Source organism: Burkholderia dolosa, assembly GCF_902499135.1.
Lineage (GTDB): Bacteria > Pseudomonadota > Gammaproteobacteria > Burkholderiales > Burkholderiaceae > Burkholderia > Burkholderia dolosa.
The window spans coordinates 20,091-37,196 of the sequence record NZ_CABVPR010000001.1; the positions used below are offsets into that span (position 1 = coordinate 20,091).

Below are 17,106 nucleotides of genomic sequence, written 5' to 3' on the forward strand. Positions count from 1 at the left end.
AAGTGCGGAAATGAATAGACCCCTGTTCGACCTCGACCTGCTGCGCGCGCTCGCGATGGTCGCCGATTGCGGCAGCTTCACGACCGCTTCCGCGCGTCTGCATTCGACGCAGTCGACGGTCAGTCAGAAGGTGCGGAGGCTCGAGGAAGCCGCCGGGCATCGGCTGCTCGATCGCGGCGCGCGCGACGTGCGTCCGACGGACGCCGGCGTCACGGTGCTCAGCTACGCGCGGCGGATGCTCGCGCTGAACGACGAGCTGCACGACGCGCTGTCGGGCGCGACGGTCGCGCTGACGATCCGGCTCGGCGTGCCCGACGATTTCGCGGCGGGCCGCACGACGCACGCGCTCGCCGCGTTCAAGCGCGCGCATCCGCAGGTCAAGCTCGAAGTGACGTGCGGGCTGAGCCGCGACATCTGCGCCGCATACGATCGCGGCGAACTCGATCTCGCGCTGATCAAGCAGCGCCGCGACAGCCGGGAAGCCGTCGTGCGCTGGCCCGAAAAGCTGCGCTGGATCGACAGCGCGAAGCATCCGTCGCTCGATCTCGATCCGGTGCCGCTCGTCGTGTTTCCGCCGCGCGGCCTGTACCGCGACGACATGATCAAGGCGATCGAGGAGCGCGGCCGGCGCTGGCGGATCAGTTTCACGACGTCGAGCCTGAGCGGCATCCAGGCTGCGGTCGCGGACGGCCTCGGCATCAGCGTGCTGCCGGCACGCGCGGTGACGGACGAGCACGTCGTGCTGACCGCGAAGCAGGGCTTCGCGCCGATCGAGCACATGGACATCGCGATCCTGCATCGGCCGACGGCCGATCCGATGGTCGGCGAGCTGACGCAGGCGCTCGCGACGATGCTGGAACACGAGCCGCAGTAGCGGCGCGCGAGCGCGGCTGCATGTGCGGCCGCACGCTCACACGAGCGCGCCGTTGCGCGCGACGATCTTCCCCGACGATACGACGAGCGTTCGCACCGGCCGCGCGACGACGGCCTCGGCGTGCGTCGCCGCGTCGACGAGCACGACGTCCGCGCGGCTGCCCGGCTCGAGCCCGTAATCGGCAAACCCGCAACCGAGCGCCGCGCCGTGAGTCACGCAGTCGAGCGCGAGTTCGAGCGCATCGTCGCGGCGGAAATCGTTGCGCATGCCGATCAGCATCGCGCGCTCGAGCATGTCGGGCGACCCGTACGGCGTCCACGTGTCGCGCACGCCGTCGTTGCCGCCGATCACGGTCACGCTGGCCGCGCGACACGCGGCAACCGGTGGCACCGGCACCGAGGCCGGCGCGGTCGTGACGATCGCGACGCGCAGTTCGGCCATCCGCGCGAGCAGCGCGTCGCGCTCGCGTTCGGCGAGATCGCCGATGCAGAACCCGTGGCTGATCGTTACCTTGCCCTGCATACCGAGCGCGGCGGTGCGCTGCAGGATCAGGTCGAGCGAAAACGCGCCCATCGACGCGCGCTCGTGCAGATGAATGTCGAGCCCGCATCCGTGGCGCTCGGCGATCGCGAACAGCACGTCGACCGCCTTCACCGGATCGCGTTCGATCGCGCACGGATCGATCCCGCCGAGCAGATCGGCGCCCGCGCGCAGCGCGTCGGACAGCAATGCGTCGGTGCCCGGCCGCTGCAGCACGCCGGATTGGGGAAACGCGACGATCTGGATGTCGACTTGCCCGCGCAGCGCGTCGCGCGTCGCCAGCACGCCGTGCAGGTGCCGCAGCCCGGCGTCGGTGTCGATGTCGACGTGCGTGCGGATGCGCGTCGTGCCGGCCGCGACGAACGCACGCGCGAGCGCGAGCGACGCGGCGCCCGCATCGTGTCCGCTCGTCGCGCGATAGCGGCGTTCGTTGTCGATGCGATCGACGAGGCTGGGTCCGACTGCGTTCCGATACCACGGCATGCCCCAGTGCGTCTTGTCGAGGTGCGTATGGCCTTCGACGAGACCCGGCAGCGCGAGCGCGCCCGCGCCGTCCTCGATCGTGCAGCCGGCCGGCGCGTCGAGCGACGGGCCGACGCGCACGATGCGATCGCGTTCGATCAGGATGTCGAGCGCAGCGTCGGCGCCCGTGCGGACGTTGCGGATCAGCAGGTCGGTCATGTCGGTGCCCGTTCGGTCGGTGCGCAGGTACGCAGGTACGCAGGTACGCAGGTACGCAGGTACGCAGGTACGCAGGTACGCAGGTACGCAGGTACGCAGTGTCGATCGTTATCGTGCGAACTACAATGCGGCGCGACCGTTGATGGAGAAGGCAGCCACGATATCGTGACGCCGCCGCGCGACACCAATTAAGTCGCGATGCCGCGCATTCGATTTGGCGATGTGCGGCGCACGTGCGAAGCGGCATGCGGCGCGTGCACCGAAACGCTTCGAGCACTTCGGCCACTTCGAGCACTTCCGCCCGCGCCCGGCGCGTGACGCCACTCGACGAAAACGCCGCCGCATAGACGCCGACGACACCTCGATCCGGCCATCGCTCGCGCCGCCACGATTGGTTGCGACACGCCCGCCGCAACCGACGAGTCACGCGGCAACAGACTTTACACGTTGTTACCCGGCCGCCCCGGACGCGCATCGGGCCATTCCTTATACTCACGCCGAGTTCGCCAGCCGTCCCGGCATTCGTCGGCGGACCCGTTGCCGATTCAGGAAACATCATGATGCGCATGCCTTCCACGAAGACCGTTCTGTTCGCCTCGCTCGTCGCCGTGGCGGCGCTTTCGCTGACCGCCTGCGTCGCACCCGGCTACGGCCCGTACGGCACGCAGCCGTATCCGCAGCAACAGTACGCGACGCCCGGCTATGCGCAGCCCGCGTACGCGCAGCCGGGCTACGTGCAGCAGCCCGCCTATCCGAACCAGGCGCCGTACGACACGCAGCAGCAATACGGCGCGCAGCCGTACAGCGCGTACGGCAATCAATACGGCAACCAGTACGGCGGTCAATACGGCAACGGCTACGGCACGCAATACGGCACCGTCACCAACATCCGCCCGATCAGCAGCGCGGTCGGCCCGTCGGGTGTCGCCGGCACCGTGGTCGGCGCGCTGATCGGCGGCGTGCTGGGCAATCAGATCGGCCGCGGTCACGGCCGCGATGCGGCCACCGTGATCGGCGCGCTCGGCGGCGCGGTCGCCGGCAACCAGATCGGTCAGCAGATGGGCGCGCAGCAGGCGCCGAGCAGCTACCGGATCGACGTGCAGGTCAGCGACGGCTCGACGCGCGCGTTCGACGTGCAGTCGCCGGGCGATCTGCGGCCGGGCGATCGCGTGCGAATCGACGGCAATCAGTTGTCGCGGTATTGATCTCGATGCATGCGCGGCGAGTGACGCCGCGCATCGCCCGATCCGTTGCGGCGCATCGGATCAATCGTCGTTCTTCCGCCGCTTCGTCGACATGCGCGCGTGCAACGCGATCGACTCGCTTCGCGTGCACTGCGCCGGACCGTTTCCGCTCACCGCCCGTCGTGAAGCGCAGGACGCCCGCGCGCCGAAATGCGTCCGCACCGGATGATTCATCGCGTCTACGTTCGCCGTGCGGTCGTCGACGCACGCCCACGCCAGCCGGCACGACGTCGTGCCGCATCGCGGTTCACGCGACCGTCCGATTCCGATTAGCATAGTCGCGATGCTGCGCCCGCCTGCCGCGGCGCACGCCGACCGTCCTGCTTTCCGTAGACCCGCGATGACGATCACGATCCGCCTGCTCGATGCGGCCGACGCCGCCGCCTTCAAGACCGTGCGTTTGCGCGCGGTCGACACGTCGCCCACGTCGTTCCTGCCGACCCTCGATGAAGAAGCCGCGCTGCCCGCCGACGAATTCGCGGCGCGCGTCACGCCGACGCCGGTGCAGGCCGTGTTCGGCGCGTTCGACGGCCAGACGCTCGTCGGCATCGCGGGCGTGCGTCGCGATGCGCGCACGAAGGTCGCGCACAAGGCGACGATCTGGGGCGTGTACGTCGAGCCCGCGTATCGCGGCCGCGGAATCGCGCAATCGCTGCTCGACAGCGCGACCGCACATGCGTCGCACGCGTGGCAGTGCCGGCAGCTGATGCTGTGCGTGAACGCGATCAACGATGCCGCCGAACGGCTGTATGCGTCGCAGGGTTTCGTGCGCATCGGCACCGAGCCGCGCGCGCTCTGCATCGACGGCCGCTTCTACGACGAGCACTACATGGTGAAGCTGCTCGCGTGAAGCGGCCGTTCGCGCGCGTCGATCGAAGACGAAGACGCGCGCGAACGGCCGACGCGCATTACCGCCTGTCGGTGATCGTCGTGTCGATCGTCTGCCCGGCGATCGCCACGTTCGTCAGCGTCATCCCGCTCACGTTGAACGCATAGACCGGCCCCGGCGACGTGACCGTCGGCGTGCCCGACGCAACGGGCGTGCCGAAGTCGCAGTTGCGGATCGTCACGCCCGAAATCGGCTGAACGGCCGGCGTCGGCGGCGCACCGTTGTAGTCGAATGCGACCGGCCCCTGCGCAACGATCGCCTGGAAGCACGACGCGGTCACGCCGCCCAACGTCACGTTGCTCGCCTTCACGTCCGAGATCGTCACGTTCTGCACGACCGGCGGCCGCGTGCGCACGGCATCGTTCGCCGGCTGGTAATCGCAGTCGAACGTGACGATCCCGCCTTGCGCGGCCGACGGATTGCCGGCCGCCGACGTGACGACGCCGAGCGGCACGGTCGCGTTGATCGGGCTGCCCGCGAGCAGCGCGTTGCCGTAGCCGCCGCCCTTCAGGTTCACGCCGTTCGGCAGCGACACGCCCTTCACGTGAAAGTCCTTCACGTAGCCGCCGCGGTTCATGTTGGTTTTCACGCGAATCGCGATGTTCAGCGGGTTGGTCTGCCAGTTCGCGTTCAGCATCGACAGGTTCGTCGCATAGATCTGCTCGACGCCGCCGCCCATTTCGCTGCCGAGCGTGATGCCGCCGTGGCCGCTGTTCATCGTGCAGTTGCGGATCAGGTGCCGCTTCGCGGGACCGTATTCGGTATCGAGGTTCTTGCCCGACTTGATCGCGATGCAGTCGTCGCCGGTGTTGAACGTGCATTCTTCGCACAGCACGTCGGTGCACGCGTCCGGATCGAAGCCGTCGTTGTTCGGACCGATGCTGTTCGTCGTCACGCCGCGTATCACGACGTTGCGGCATGCGGTCGGATGGTGTTGCCAGAACGGCGTGTTCTGCGTCTGGTAGTCGGCCATCAGCACGTTCGTGCAGCCGATGAATTCGACCATGCACGGCCGCAGGTAGTGGCCGAGGCCGAAGATGCGCTTGTCGACCGGCACGCCGGCCTCGGACAGCGCAGGCAGATAGTTCTGGTCCTGCTGCCACGGCGTGACGGGCGACGTGAGCAGCGCATACAGCGCATCGGAGATTGCGGGCGCAACGATCCGCAGATCGACGTTGTTCGGATTCGCGTACGCCTGGCTCGGCACCGATGCGCCCGCACCGTACGCGCCGGACGAGCCCTTGTAGGTCCACCAGCACACGCTGCCGTTGCCGGTGCCGGCAAACGGCGTCATCGCCTGCCCGTTCAGCACCGACGTCGGGCCTTCGCCGGTCAGCGCGATGTTCACCGCGTTGCGCGCGTAGACCGGCGCGCCGTAGTTCAGGCAGTCGTTCGCCTGCCAGCGGCTGTAGTACAGACGACCGTTCGCACCGCAGTCGACCGGGCCGTCCTTCGCATAGTCGGCGGGGTTCGGGCTGAAGTAGATCGTGCAGTTCGCGCTGAGGTGGAAGTTCACGTTGCTCTGCAGCACGATCGGCCCCGCGCAATACCAGTTGCCGGGCGGCACGACGACACGGCCGCCGCCTTCGCGATGGCACGCGTCGATCGCCGCGAGAAACGCGGGGCGCGAATCGAACGCGCCGGGCGCCGTCGTCAGTTCGGCGCCGGGGCTGACCGGCGATTTCGCGGCGTTCGTGTACGGCGACGTCTGCGCGATCGTCGCGCACGTACGCGCGCCGTAATGCGTGACGTCGAATTCGCGTCCGCGGAACGCGAGTCGCGACACGTGCGCGAGCGACGCGGCGATGCGCGCGGCCGCGCCGTGCTCGCCCCAGATCGGGTCGACCGCCGGCACGCCGGGCATCGCGCTCCCGGCAAATGCGCGCGTTGCGGACAACGGCGCGCCGAGCACAGCGCCGCCGGCAAATGCGCCGGTCCAGCCGATGAACGTACGGCGCGAAACCCGCTTCGGCGATCGCGATCGGGCAGACGAAGACGGACGACGGCTGTTGGCGGCCATGAGCACTCCTCCTGTGGATGGGTATCGATGCGCCGGACGGCGATCGTTATTTGTAAGTCGTCGTACTACATGGAACAGTCTAGACGCGATCGACACGTTGCTAGTATCTGTCGTTTACCCTGTTTTCATTGAGCTTACCGTACGCATGTGGGCGCACACTCACGTTCACAGCATCGGCAAATGTTATATGTTGTCGTACGTTTATGCGCAGAAACTTCGCGCCTGGCAGACGCCTGGCGAGGCCCGGATCGACCGCGCGCGCGGAATATGACAAGCTCGCGCACACGTGCTTCGTCCGTTCAATCCCGTCACAGGAGTCCCAATTGCAGACCCGCAACGGAGTCGATCTCGTTCGCGCCCGCGCGCTGTTCGACCGCGAGCGCCGTGCATTCACCGATGCGATGCCGATGTCGCGTGCGCTGTCCGCGGAAGCGGCCGAGCACCTGCTGTTCGGCGTGCCGCTGCACTGGATGCAGGACTGGTCGACGCCGTTCGCGCTGTACGTGAAGGAAGCGCGCGGCGCGACGTTCACCGACGTCGACGGTCATCGCTACGTGGACTTCTGCCTCGGCGACACCGGCGCGATGTTCGGCCACGCGCCCGAGCCGGTCGCACGCGCGCTCGCCGAGCAGGCGACGCGCGGCTATACGACGATGCTGCCGAGCGAGGATGCCGCGTGGGTGTCGCGCGAACTCGCGCGCCGCTTCCGGTTGCCGGTCTGGCAATTCGCGCTGAGCGCGAGCGACGCGAACCGCTTCGTGCTGCGCTGGGCGCGCGCGGCCACCGGCAGGAACACGATCGTCGTATTCAACGGCTGCTATCACGGCACGGTCGACGACGTGTTCGTCGATCTCGTCGACGGCCGCGCGGTGCAGCGCGACAGCCTGCTCGGACAGGCGTACGACCTGGTCGCGAACACACGCGTCGTCGAGTTCAACGATCTGGACGCACTCGAAGCGGCGCTGAAGCACGGCGACGTCGCGTGCGTGCTCGCCGAGCCCGCGATGACGAACATCGGGATGGTGTTGCCGGAGCCCGGTTTCTGGGACGCCGCACGCGAACTGACGCGTCGCTACGGCACGCTGCTCGCGATCGACGAGACGCATACGATCAGCAGCGGCCCCGGCGGCTACGCGGTCGCGCACGGTATCGACCCGGACGTGCTGGTGATCGGCAAGCCGATCGCCGGCGGCGTGCCGTGCGCGGTGTACGGTTTCAGCGCGGCATTCGCGGAGCGCGCGAAGCACGCGAAGCTCAATGCGCCGCCCGGCCATTCGGGCATCGGCACGACGCTGACCGCCAACATGCTCGCGATGCACGCGATGCGCGCGACGCTCGCCGAAGTCGCGACCGACGCGGCCTACGCGCACATGTTCGAATTCGCGGCGCGGCTGGCGGCCGGGCTCGAACAGGCGATCGCGAAACATCGGCTGCCGTGGTGCGTGACGCGCATCGGCGCGCGCACCGAGTTCCAGTTCGCGCCCACGCCGCCGCGCAACGGCACGATCGCCGGCGCGCAGCTCGACAGCGAACTCGAGCACATCGTGCATCTGTACCTGCTGAACCGCGGCGTGCTGATCACGCCGTTCCACAACATGATGCTCGTGTGCCCGCAGACGACGGCCGACGACGTCGATCGGCTCGTCGCGCAATTCGATGCATGCCTGGGCGAGCTGGTGTGATGCGAAGACCGGCGACGACGCGGCGTGCGGGCCGCGCAGATCCGCGCGTCACGCCGTTCACGCAGCCACGGCCGCACGATCGAGCCATTCGCGCTGCCGCGCGAGCACCGCGTCGGCCGTATCGCCGACGCACGCGCGGTACACCGACGGCGCGGTCGCGCCTTCCGTGTTGATCGCGAGCACGCGCGACGTCGCGTCGAGCCCGACCTGCCGCGCCGTGTCGCGGTCGCGCATCAGCACGGTCAGCCCGGCGATGCCGGCGGCGCCCGACTCGCCGGCGACGATCGGCACGTCGCGTTCGCTGCCGGCCGCGAGGCCGCGCATCGCGCGCACTGCATCGTCGTCGTCGATCAGCATGAAGTGGTCGATGCACGGCTCGAGGAAATCCCATGCAAGCGGCGATGCGTCGCCGCACGCGAGCCCGGCCATCACCGAATCGACGCTGCCGGTCGCCTTCGCCGCGCGTCCGGCGAGCGCGCTCTGATACAGGCAGTCGGCCTGCCGCGGCTCGACGACGACGAAATGCGGCCGCCGCTCGCCGGCCTGCTCCCACAGATAGCTCGCGACGCCCGCCGCCAGACCGCCGACGCCGCCCTGCAGAAACACGTGCGTGAACGGCCGGCCGTCGTCGCCGGCCGGCTGCTGCGCGAGCGCTTCGGCCGCGATCACGCCGTAGCCCTGCATCACGTCGCGCGGCACCGCTTCGTAGCCGTCGTACGACGTGTCGGACACCACGTGCCAGCCGTTCGCGTGCGCGAGCCGTGCGGCGTGCAGCACCGATTCGTCGTAGTTGCCGGCGATGCGCACGATGTGCGCGCCGTACGAGGCGATCGCGCGCTCGCGCTCCGCGTCGACGTTCGCATGCAGCACGATCACGCAGCGGCAGCCGATCGAGCGCGCCGCAGCGGCCAGCGCGCGGCCGTGATTGCCGTCGGTCGCGCTGATCACGGTCAGGTCGCGCAGCAATGCCGCGTGCCGGCCGGCGACGAGCGCGCGCGGGTCGAGATCGCGCGTGCGTCGCAAGCGCTTGACGAGCCGCACGAGCGCGATCGGCGCGCCGATCGCCTTGAAGCTGCCGAGCGGTGAGCGGCACGACTCGTCCTTCACGCACACGCTCGCGACGCCGAGCCGCGCGGCCAGGTCCGGCAGTTCGCGCAACGGCGTGCGAGCGGCGCCGACGAGCGGCCAGTGCGACAGCCACGCACCGCTCTCGACGGCCGACGCGATGTTCATGATGCGACGCAGCGGCGCGGGATACGCGGTGCGCGACGCGCGCGGGTTGGCGATCAGCATGACGGGAAACGCTCCTTCGGAAGGCCGCACGGCGGCCGGCGAGTATTCGATCCGTGCGCGCATCGGGTTGCGCGCCGGCGGTTCGAAAAATAATATTGCGCGATCCGGTCAATAAAATCGCTGAATTGGCGTTCCCGGCGCAAAAATTTCTCACTCTTCCGAAGGTTTCGCCCGCCACCATGCCCGCCGCTCTCGATGCGTTCGATCGCAAGCTGCTGATGGAAGTCCAGCGCGACGCGCAGACGCCGCAGAACGAACTCGGCGCGCGCGTGAATCTGTCCACCGCCGCCGTGAACCGCCGCCTGCGGCGCCTTGCGCAGGACGGCGTGATCAAGCGCTACACGGCCGTCGTCGCGCCGGAGAAGGTCGACCATCCGCTGACGATCGTCGTGAACGTCGAGGTCGAGAGCGAGCAGCTCGATCTGCTCGACGCGATGAAGCGGACCTTCGAGCGCTGTCCGCAGATCCAGCAGTGCTATTACGTGACCGGTGAATGGGATTTCGTGCTGATCCTCACGGTGCGCGACATGGATCAGTACAACGCGCTCACGCGCGAGCTGTTCTTCGCGAACAACAACGTGAAGCGGTTCAAGACGCTGGTGAGCATGAGCCGCGTGAAGGTCGGGCTCGACGTGCCGGTCGATACCGGCGAATGACGACGAATGACCGCACGATCGAAGCGGCCGGCGCGCGACTGTACGCGCCGGCCGCTTCGGCTCGCTGTCGGCGGCCGCGTCAACGGCAACTGAAGCTGGCCGCCGAGTTCACGTCGCCCGATCCGTTGTAGCGCGCGACCTGCGGATACGGACACAGCGGCCGCGTACGTCCGGCGCCCCACGACGCGGGCACCTCCGCATTCGGCACCGCGTTCGTCGCATCGCGCGCGGCGGCCACGATCGCACCGGGCGCCCGCCCCTGTTCGACCCACGCGACGAGCGGCGTCAGCATGTCGAACTGGTCGGCCGCCGGCCCGCCCGCGCAATGATTCATCCCCGGCACCGGATAGAGCCGCGCGAAGCCCGACGCGTCGCCGCCGTTCGCCTGCGCGAGCCGCGCATACCAGTCGCTCGTGTCGTTGAACGAGAACACCGGATCGCCGGTGCCGTGATAGACGACCAGCTTCGCGCCGCGCGATTTCAGCGCGGACAGGTTCGTCTCGTCGGGCGGCGTCATGAACGACCACGACGACTGCGTGTACACGCCGTTCGTCGCGAAGATCGCCGGCGCGTCGTTGTCCATGTCGAACGCGAGCGCGAAGCCCGGCACGTTCGCGAGCACCGCCGCGGTTTTCGGCGGCGTCATGAACGTGAACGCCATCGCGACCGGATCGAGCGTGATCGAGTTCGACTGCTTCCACGCGGCCCAGCCGCTGCCAGCGATGCCCGGATCGTACGGGAAGCTCGCATAGAGCGCCGTGCCCGCGCTGTTGCGCGCGCCCGCGAACACGTTCTGCAGCGCGGTTTTCTGCGCAGGCGTCAAGCACGCGCCGGTGCGCACGCCGTTCGCGCAGGTCGGCACGTCGGTGTCGACGCTGAAGTGCGCCTGGCACGCGGCGACGTCCTGCACCATCCCGTCGGTCGCGCCGTCGAGCGCGTCGCATTTGTCGAGAATCTTCGCGCCGACGAACTGACGCTCCGCGTCGGTAAAGCCGCTGCGGATGTCCGGCAGCCCGTTCGCGCCGGTCGCCGATGCGATCTTCGCGAACTGCTGCGCGCCGTACATCTCGCCGATCGCCGCCTTCGGCAGATGAAAGCCCGGATCGCCGGCGATGATCCCGTCGTAGTCGCCCGCGTTGCGCACGGCGGCGACCATCGCATGTCGGCCGCCGTTCGAGCAGCCGCCGAAATAGCTGCGGTCCGGTCCTTTCCCGTACGCGACGCGGATCACCTGCTTGGCCATCGGCGTCAGCGCATCGACGGCTGCATAGCCGTAGTCGATGCGCGCCTGCGGATCGAGACCGAACAGCGGATTCTGCGCGGCGCTGTGCCCGGAGTCGGAACTGATCACCGCAAAGCCCATGTTCAGCGCATCGGTCAGCGGGCCGCCGCCGCCGATCTCGCCGGTCGCCTTCACGACGTTGCCGTCGAGTCCGCCGTTCGCCTGATAGAAGAAGCGGCCGTTCCATGCTTTCGGCAGGCGCATCTCGAAGCCGATCGCATACGTGTTGCCGTCCACCGCGCTCACGCGCTCGTTCATCCTGCCTTCGATCACGCAGTGCTCGGCGATCGGCTTGCCGGCCACCGTCAGCGCACCGGCGGCGGCGGTCGTCACCGACGTGAACGACGTGTTCGCATACGCGAGCTTCGCGGCGAGCGCGTCGCACGTTTGCGTCATCGCGGCCGGTGTGGCCGCGCTCATGTGCGGCGGCGCGGACACCGAATCGTCGCCGCCGCAGCCGGCGAGCATCGCGGCCGCGGACAGCGGCGCGATGCAAAGGAATGCGGATTTTCTGTTCACGATGCCTCCTGTTCGGCCGATCGCCGCGTCAGAACATGTGCTTGACGCCGACCATCGCGCCGAGCTGCCCCATCCCTTCGCCCGGCGTCGTGCCGGGGCCGCCGCCGCTGACCGCGTAGCGCGCATGCGCGCTGTTCCACAGATACGAGCTCTGCGCATATACCGACGTGCGCTTGGTCAGCAGATAGGTCGCGCGCAGCGTCGCCATCGTCGCGCGCGTGTCGTGCGCGCTGTTGACGATCCGATAGCCTTCGCCGTCGACGATGAAATCCGGCTTCACTGCGTACGACGCGCCGACGAAGAACAGATCCGAATGCGCGCCGGCCGCGGCCGGCGATCCGGTCGACACGCGCCGCCCGATCCAGCCCGCGCCGATGCGCGCGCCCGCCGCCTGCGCGTACGCGCTCACGTGCACGCGCGCGTCCTTGCCGGCGCTGCTCGTGAACGGCACCGGCGCGACGCCGTCGAAGAAGTTCGCCGCCGCGCCGGTGCCGCCGCGCTGTTCCTCGTACGACGCGGCCGCGCCGAAGTACGCGCTGTCGTACTTCAGCATCGCCGACCAGTTGCGGCATTCGACCGCGTGGCCGGGCACCTGACCCGCGCACGTGCCCTGCCCCGGCGAGTTGCCGGTGCCGGCGCCGTCGCGGCCGAACGAATACGCGGCGCCGAGCGTCACGCCGCGGTACGTGCCGATGTAGGTGACCGCGTTGTCCGCGCGGCCGTTCGGCACGTAGGCGTCGAACGAGCCGAGCCCGTAGATGTCGGGGCCGATGATGTCCGCGCCCTGCAGCGCGAGGTAGGTCATCGTGTACTGGCGGCCGAACGCGACCGTGCCGAAGCCGCCCTTCAGCCCGACGAACGCCTGCCGGCCGAACAGCCGGCCGCCTTGCCCGAGATCGCCGCCGCGCACGTTGAAGCCGCTTTCGAGCACGAACACGGCCTGGTAGCCGCCGCCGAGATCCTCGGTGCCGCGCAGCCCCCAGCGCGACGGCAGCTCGCCGGTCACCGCCGGCATCCGGACCACGTGATCGCCGGCCGCGTTCGCGTGCGACACGAATTCGACGCCGGTGTCGATGATCCCGTACAGCGTCACGCTCGACTGCGCGTGGGCGTTCGTCGCGGCCAGCGCGCAAGCGCCGGCCGCCAGCAAGGCTTTGGTGTGCTTCATGATGGTTGTCTCCAGACCTGCGTCGATGTCGCGCTCTGCCGGCGCTCGTGGTTGAAATCGGAAAAGCTCAGTCGTCTGCCTGCGGCCGCCGGATCAGCACCAGTGCGGCGATCGCGGCGACCAGCGTGACCGGGATGCTCGCGCCGATCACGACCGACGCGCTGCGCCCCATCGCGAGCAGCTCGGCGGCGGCGAGCGGCCCGACGACGGAGCCGAGCCGGCCGACCGCCACCGCGGAGCCGACGCCGGTGCCGCGCATCGCGGTCGGGTAGTAGATCGCGGCGAGCGCATACAGCACCGACTGCCCGCCGACGACGAACATGCCGGCCGCGAACGCGGCGACGGACAGCCATGCGAGCCCCGGCGCCAGCGCGAGCGCGGCGAGCGACAGCACGATCCCCGCGTACATGCCGCCGACGACGCGCGACGGCCGCATCCGGTCCATCGACATGCCGATGCCGAGCACGCCGAGGCCGCTGCCGATGTTGAAGAAGATCTGCACGATGCCGGCCTGCCCGCGCGCGAGCCCCTTCGCGGCCATCAGCGACGGCAGCCAGTTCAGCAGGAAATACAGCACGATCAGCGTGCAGAAATAGCTGACCCACAGCGCGATCGTCGTGCCGGTGCGGCCGCCGCCGAACAGCGTGTGCGCGACGCTCGGGCGCGCGCTGCCCGACGCGCTGACGTCGAGAAACGCGCGCGATTCCGGCAGCAGCGCGAGCAGCAGCGGCGCAAGCAGCAGCGGCCCGACGCCGCCGACGTAGAAGATGTGGCGCCACTCGGTGTCGCCGGCGAGCAGCACGCCGATCAGCGACGCGATCACGCCGCCGAACGGGATTCCGCAGTACATCACCGCGACCGCGCTGCTGCGCGAGCGCGCGCCGACCGCTTCGGAGGACAGCGCGATCAGGTTCGGCATCGCGCCGCCGAGGCCGAGCCCCGTCAGCGCACGCACGACGACCAGCATCGCGAAGCTCGATACGTGCGCGGTGGCGATCGACAGCAATCCGAACAGACACACCGACGCGATCAGCACGTGCTTGCGGCCGATCCGGTCGGCGAGCCAGCCGCCGAGCATCGCGCCCGGCAGCAGCCCGAACGTGCCGGCGCTGAACGCGAGCCCCATCTGCGATACCGTGAGTCCGAACTCGTGAGCCATGCGCGGCGCGGCGACGCCGACCGACTGCAGGTCGAGTCCCTCGAGCAGCGCGATCGCGAAACACAGGCCGAGCGTCGTCGCGACGGCCGGCCTCTCGGCAACGGAAGTGTCCATTTCGTCTCCAAACCTTGGCCTGCGCGGCATCGCGGGATGCGCGCGCGGCATCTTTGTCGTGATCGGACGTGCGCCTTTTTGTCAGGTAGCCTGATTACACGCCCGAAAGAAAATCCGCTCGGCCTGCCGGCTGTGCGGACCGTCATCCCATCGAAGGACGGGACGATTTAATAACAGGTAACCTGATATTGCAAGTACGTGGAGCGCCGGTGTTAACCCGCAACGGCCGCGTCGGCGCCGCGGGCCGTGTCGGCTGTGCCGCTCGATGCGAACAGCCGCGGGCGGCTCAGTCGCGCAGGTTGCGTACGAACAGTTCGAGCGTGCGCTGGACTTGCGCGACGTCGTCCGCGGTCAGATCGTCGCCGAGCATCCGCCGCTCGAGCGGCCGAAGCACCTGTTCGCATTCGCGCAGGATCGCCGAGCCTTCGTCGGTCAGGCGCAGCAGGATCACGCGGCCGTGGCTCGGATCGGCTTCGCGCGTGACGAAGCCGCGAGCGGCCATCGCCGTCATCACCTCGTTCGCCGATTGCGGCGTGATGAACGAGCGCACCGCAAGCTGCGCATTCGACAGCGCACCGCGCGCCTCGAGCACCGACAGCGCCGTGTATTGCGCGAGCGTCACGCCGAGCGGCGCGAGCGCATCGCTCATCTGGCGGCGCAGCAGCCGGTCGAGATTGCCGATCAGGTAGGTGAGCCTCTGTTGCGTGCGCACGCGCGGCTTCGCTTCGGTGGTGCGGGCCGCGCGTTTCGCGCCGGCCGCCTTGACGGGTGTCGAACTCATGAAAGTGTCGGGATGAATATCGCGGGCCATCTTACCTCACGCGAGCTCGGCAGCGGACCGCGTGCCGCCGCCGATATGATGCCCGGCAACACGCTGTATACAACCCGCTCCAGATACGGACGTTTCGGTCGTGGTTTACCCGAGAATTCACGTGATTTCGCTTGATCGCGCAGCGTCGTTGTATACACTTTCATCAAGCTACCTGACAACTTCGCGCGCCGCCGGCGGCGCAGCGATACCCGACCCGATACGCGACATGGCCCATCTCGACGCCCCGCCCGCCGATACCCGCACTGACGCCCGCACCACCGCTTCGCCGTCGCAAACCGTGCGCACGCTGCTCGGCCTGCGCGAGCTGATCGTCGGCGGCGAGCTGGCGCCCGGCGAGCGGATCTCCGAGCTGTGGGTCGTCGAGCGGCTCGGCGTGTCGCGCACGCCGGTCCGCGCGGCGCTGATCCGGCTGCAGGAAGAAGGCTTGATCGAGCCGATCGCGACCGGCGGCTTCGCGGTGCGCGCGTTTTCGGCGCGCGAGATCGGCGACGCGATCGAGCTGCGCGGCACGCTCGAAGGGCTCGCCGCACGGTTCGCGGCCGAGCGCGGCGTGTCGCCGGCGATGCTCGGCGATCTGCACGCATGCGCGGACGAAATCGACGCGCTGCTCGCCGGCCCGCTGACCGACGACACGTTCTCGCGCTACGTCGACGCGAACGCGCGCTTTCACCGGCTGCTGGCGGCTGCGGCCGGCAGCGACGTCGTCGCGCGGCAGATCGACAAGGTCGCGACGCTGCCGTTCGCGTCGGCGAGCGCGTTCGTGGTCGTGCAGTCGCTCGATCCGCGCGCGAGAGAGACGCTCGTCGTCGCGCAGGCGCAGCATCGCGCGGTGCTCGACGCGATCGCGCGCCGCCAGGGCGCGCGCGCCGAAGCGCTGATGCGCGAGCACGCGCAGATCGCGCACGACAACCTGCGGCGCGTGCTCGACAACCAGCGCGCGATGACGAAGCTCGCGGGCGGCAACCTGATTCGTCGCGACGCCGGCTGACCGGCGCGCGGCATTTTCGCGCGCGGCGCACGACGCGCCGCCTTTCCGAAGACGAACATGGCGTGCACGCACGCCCTGGAGGAGACGCATGTTCCTGAAAAACACGTGGTATGTCGCCTGCACGCCGGACGAATTCGCGGACAAGCCGCTCGGCCGGCAGATCTGCGGCGAGCGCATGGTGTTCTTTCGCGACGCGAACGGCACGGTCGCCGCGCTCGAGGATTTCTGCCCGCACCGCGGCGCGCCGCTGTCGCTCGGCACCGTGCGCGATGGCCGGCTCGTATGCGGCTATCACGGGCTGACGATGGGCGCGGACGGCAAGTGCGTGAGCATGCCGTGCCAGCGCGTCGGCGGCATTCCGGCGATCCGCCGCTATCCGGCCGTCGAGCGCTACGGTTTCGTGTGGGTGTGGCCAGGCGATCCGGCGCAAGCCGACCCGGCGACGATCCATCGGCTGCACTGGGCCGACGATCCGGGCTGGGCATACGGCGGCGGCCTCTATCACATCGACTGCGACTACCGGCTGATGATCGACAACCTGATGGACCTCACGCACGAGACCTACGTGCACGCGTCGAGCATCGGGCAGCCGGAGATCGAGGAGGCGCCGCCGACGACGAAGGTGGACGGCGACACGGTCACGACGAGCCGCTTCATGGAAGGGATCGTGCCGCCGCCGTTCTGGGCCGCCGCGCTGCGCGGCAACGGGCTCGCGGACGACGTGCGCTGCGATCGCTGGCAGATCTGCCACTTCACGCCGCCGAGCCACGTGATGATCGAAGTGGGCGTCGCGCACGCGGGCAAGGGCGGCTATCACGCGGACCCGCGCGACAAGGTGTCGAGCATCGTCGTCGACTTCATCACGCCGGAGACCGACACGTCGATCTGGTACTTCTGGGGGATGGCGCGCAGCTTCGCGGTCGACGACCGCGCGCTGACCGACACGATCCGCAAAGGACAAGGCGCGATCTTCGCCGAAGATCTCGAGATGCTCGAAGCGCAGCAGCGCAATCTGCTGCGCTGGCCGGACCGGCCGCTGCTGAAGCTGAACATCGACGCGGGCGGCGTGCAGTCGCGCCGCGTGCTCGACCGGCTGATCGACCAGGAGCGCGCCGCCGCGCTGTCGTGCTGACCGCATGCCGCGCCGTCGCAGGACGGCGGCGCG

The 17,106-nt window shown here is 69.1% G+C and carries 14 protein-coding genes; 7 read left to right on the forward strand and 7 right to left on the reverse strand.

What is annotated here, in order from left to right; genetic code table 11:
* Positions 1-10 precede the first annotated feature (10 nt).
* A complete protein-coding gene (locus tag BUB20358_RS00110) occupies positions 11-874 on the forward strand; it encodes a LysR family transcriptional regulator (protein WP_006766660.1) in 864 nt (287 codons plus the stop codon).
* Between the two features lie 36 nt (positions 875-910).
* On the opposite strand, the gene BUB20358_RS00115 is transcribed toward BUB20358_RS00110, so the two are convergent.
* Positions 911-2,095, reverse strand: a complete 1,185-nt coding sequence (locus BUB20358_RS00115) for an amidohydrolase family protein (RefSeq protein WP_035974762.1) — start codon at positions 2,093-2,095, stop codon at positions 911-913.
* Between the two features lie 557 nt (positions 2,096-2,652).
* Between BUB20358_RS00115 and BUB20358_RS00120 the strand changes: the two genes are divergently transcribed.
* Positions 2,653-3,300, forward strand: coding sequence for an outer membrane lipoprotein (locus BUB20358_RS00120; protein WP_035974764.1), 648 nt, complete (start codon positions 2,653-2,655; stop codon positions 3,298-3,300).
* Between the two features lie 379 nt (positions 3,301-3,679).
* Positions 3,680-4,189, forward strand: coding sequence for a GNAT family N-acetyltransferase (locus BUB20358_RS00125; RefSeq protein ID WP_035974768.1), 510 nt, complete (start codon positions 3,680-3,682; stop codon positions 4,187-4,189).
* Between the two features lie 58 nt (positions 4,190-4,247).
* Here the strand turns inward: BUB20358_RS00125 and BUB20358_RS00130 are convergent, their stop codons facing one another.
* A complete protein-coding gene (locus BUB20358_RS00130) occupies positions 4,248-6,248 on the reverse strand; it encodes a glycoside hydrolase family 28 protein (RefSeq protein WP_035974770.1) in 2,001 nt (666 codons plus the stop codon).
* Positions 6,249-6,571: 323 nt separating this feature from the next.
* Between BUB20358_RS00130 and BUB20358_RS00135 the strand changes: the two genes are divergently transcribed.
* The gene (locus BUB20358_RS00135; RefSeq protein ID WP_035974772.1) at positions 6,572-7,930 is read left to right on the forward strand and encodes an aspartate aminotransferase family protein; all 1,359 of its coding nucleotides are present in this window, start codon (positions 6,572-6,574) and stop codon (positions 7,928-7,930) included.
* 57 nt (positions 7,931-7,987) lie between these two features.
* On the opposite strand, the gene BUB20358_RS00140 is transcribed toward BUB20358_RS00135, so the two are convergent.
* On the reverse strand, positions 7,988-9,223 hold the full coding sequence (locus BUB20358_RS00140; protein WP_035975397.1) for a diaminopropionate ammonia-lyase: 1,236 nt from the start codon (positions 9,221-9,223) through the stop codon (positions 7,988-7,990).
* Between the two features lie 179 nt (positions 9,224-9,402).
* Between BUB20358_RS00140 and BUB20358_RS00145 the strand changes: the two genes are divergently transcribed.
* The gene (locus BUB20358_RS00145; RefSeq protein WP_035974774.1) at positions 9,403-9,879 is read left to right on the forward strand and encodes an Lrp/AsnC family transcriptional regulator; all 477 of its coding nucleotides are present in this window, start codon (positions 9,403-9,405) and stop codon (positions 9,877-9,879) included.
* 79 nt (positions 9,880-9,958) lie between these two features.
* Here BUB20358_RS00145 and BUB20358_RS00150 read toward each other — a convergent pair whose 3' ends face one another.
* From BUB20358_RS00150 to BUB20358_RS00165, 4 genes are all read right to left on the reverse strand, one after another.
* Positions 9,959-11,680 carry a tannase/feruloyl esterase family alpha/beta hydrolase gene (locus BUB20358_RS00150; protein WP_045552285.1) on the reverse strand — a complete coding sequence of 574 codons (1,722 nt, stop codon included), beginning with the start codon at positions 11,678-11,680 and terminating at the stop codon, positions 9,959-9,961.
* Between the two features lie 28 nt (positions 11,681-11,708).
* The gene (locus tag BUB20358_RS00155; RefSeq protein ID WP_006766669.1) at positions 11,709-12,848 is read right to left on the reverse strand and encodes a porin; all 1,140 of its coding nucleotides are present in this window, start codon (positions 12,846-12,848) and stop codon (positions 11,709-11,711) included.
* A 67-nt stretch (positions 12,849-12,915) separates the two neighbouring features.
* Complete coding sequence (gene mhpT, locus BUB20358_RS00160) at positions 12,916-14,121, reverse strand: 3-(3-hydroxy-phenyl)propionate transporter MhpT (protein ID WP_006766670.1); 1,206 nt, start codon at positions 14,119-14,121, stop codon at positions 12,916-12,918.
* A 286-nt stretch (positions 14,122-14,407) separates the two neighbouring features.
* Positions 14,408-14,902 carry a MarR family winged helix-turn-helix transcriptional regulator gene (locus tag BUB20358_RS00165; protein WP_035974776.1) on the reverse strand — a complete coding sequence of 165 codons (495 nt, stop codon included), beginning with the start codon at positions 14,900-14,902 and terminating at the stop codon, positions 14,408-14,410.
* Positions 14,903-15,158: 256 nt separating this feature from the next.
* Between BUB20358_RS00165 and BUB20358_RS00170 the strand changes: the two genes are divergently transcribed.
* Both BUB20358_RS00170 and BUB20358_RS00175 read left to right on the forward strand, forming a co-directional pair.
* Positions 15,159-15,941: a GntR family transcriptional regulator gene (locus tag BUB20358_RS00170; RefSeq protein ID WP_035974777.1), complete on the forward strand. Its 783-nt coding sequence runs from the start codon at positions 15,159-15,161 to the stop codon at positions 15,939-15,941.
* An 88-nt stretch (positions 15,942-16,029) separates the two neighbouring features.
* Positions 16,030-17,073, forward strand: a complete 1,044-nt coding sequence (locus tag BUB20358_RS00175) for an aromatic ring-hydroxylating dioxygenase subunit alpha (RefSeq protein WP_006766673.1) — start codon at positions 16,030-16,032, stop codon at positions 17,071-17,073.
* The last annotated feature ends 33 nt before the right edge of the window (positions 17,074-17,106 follow it).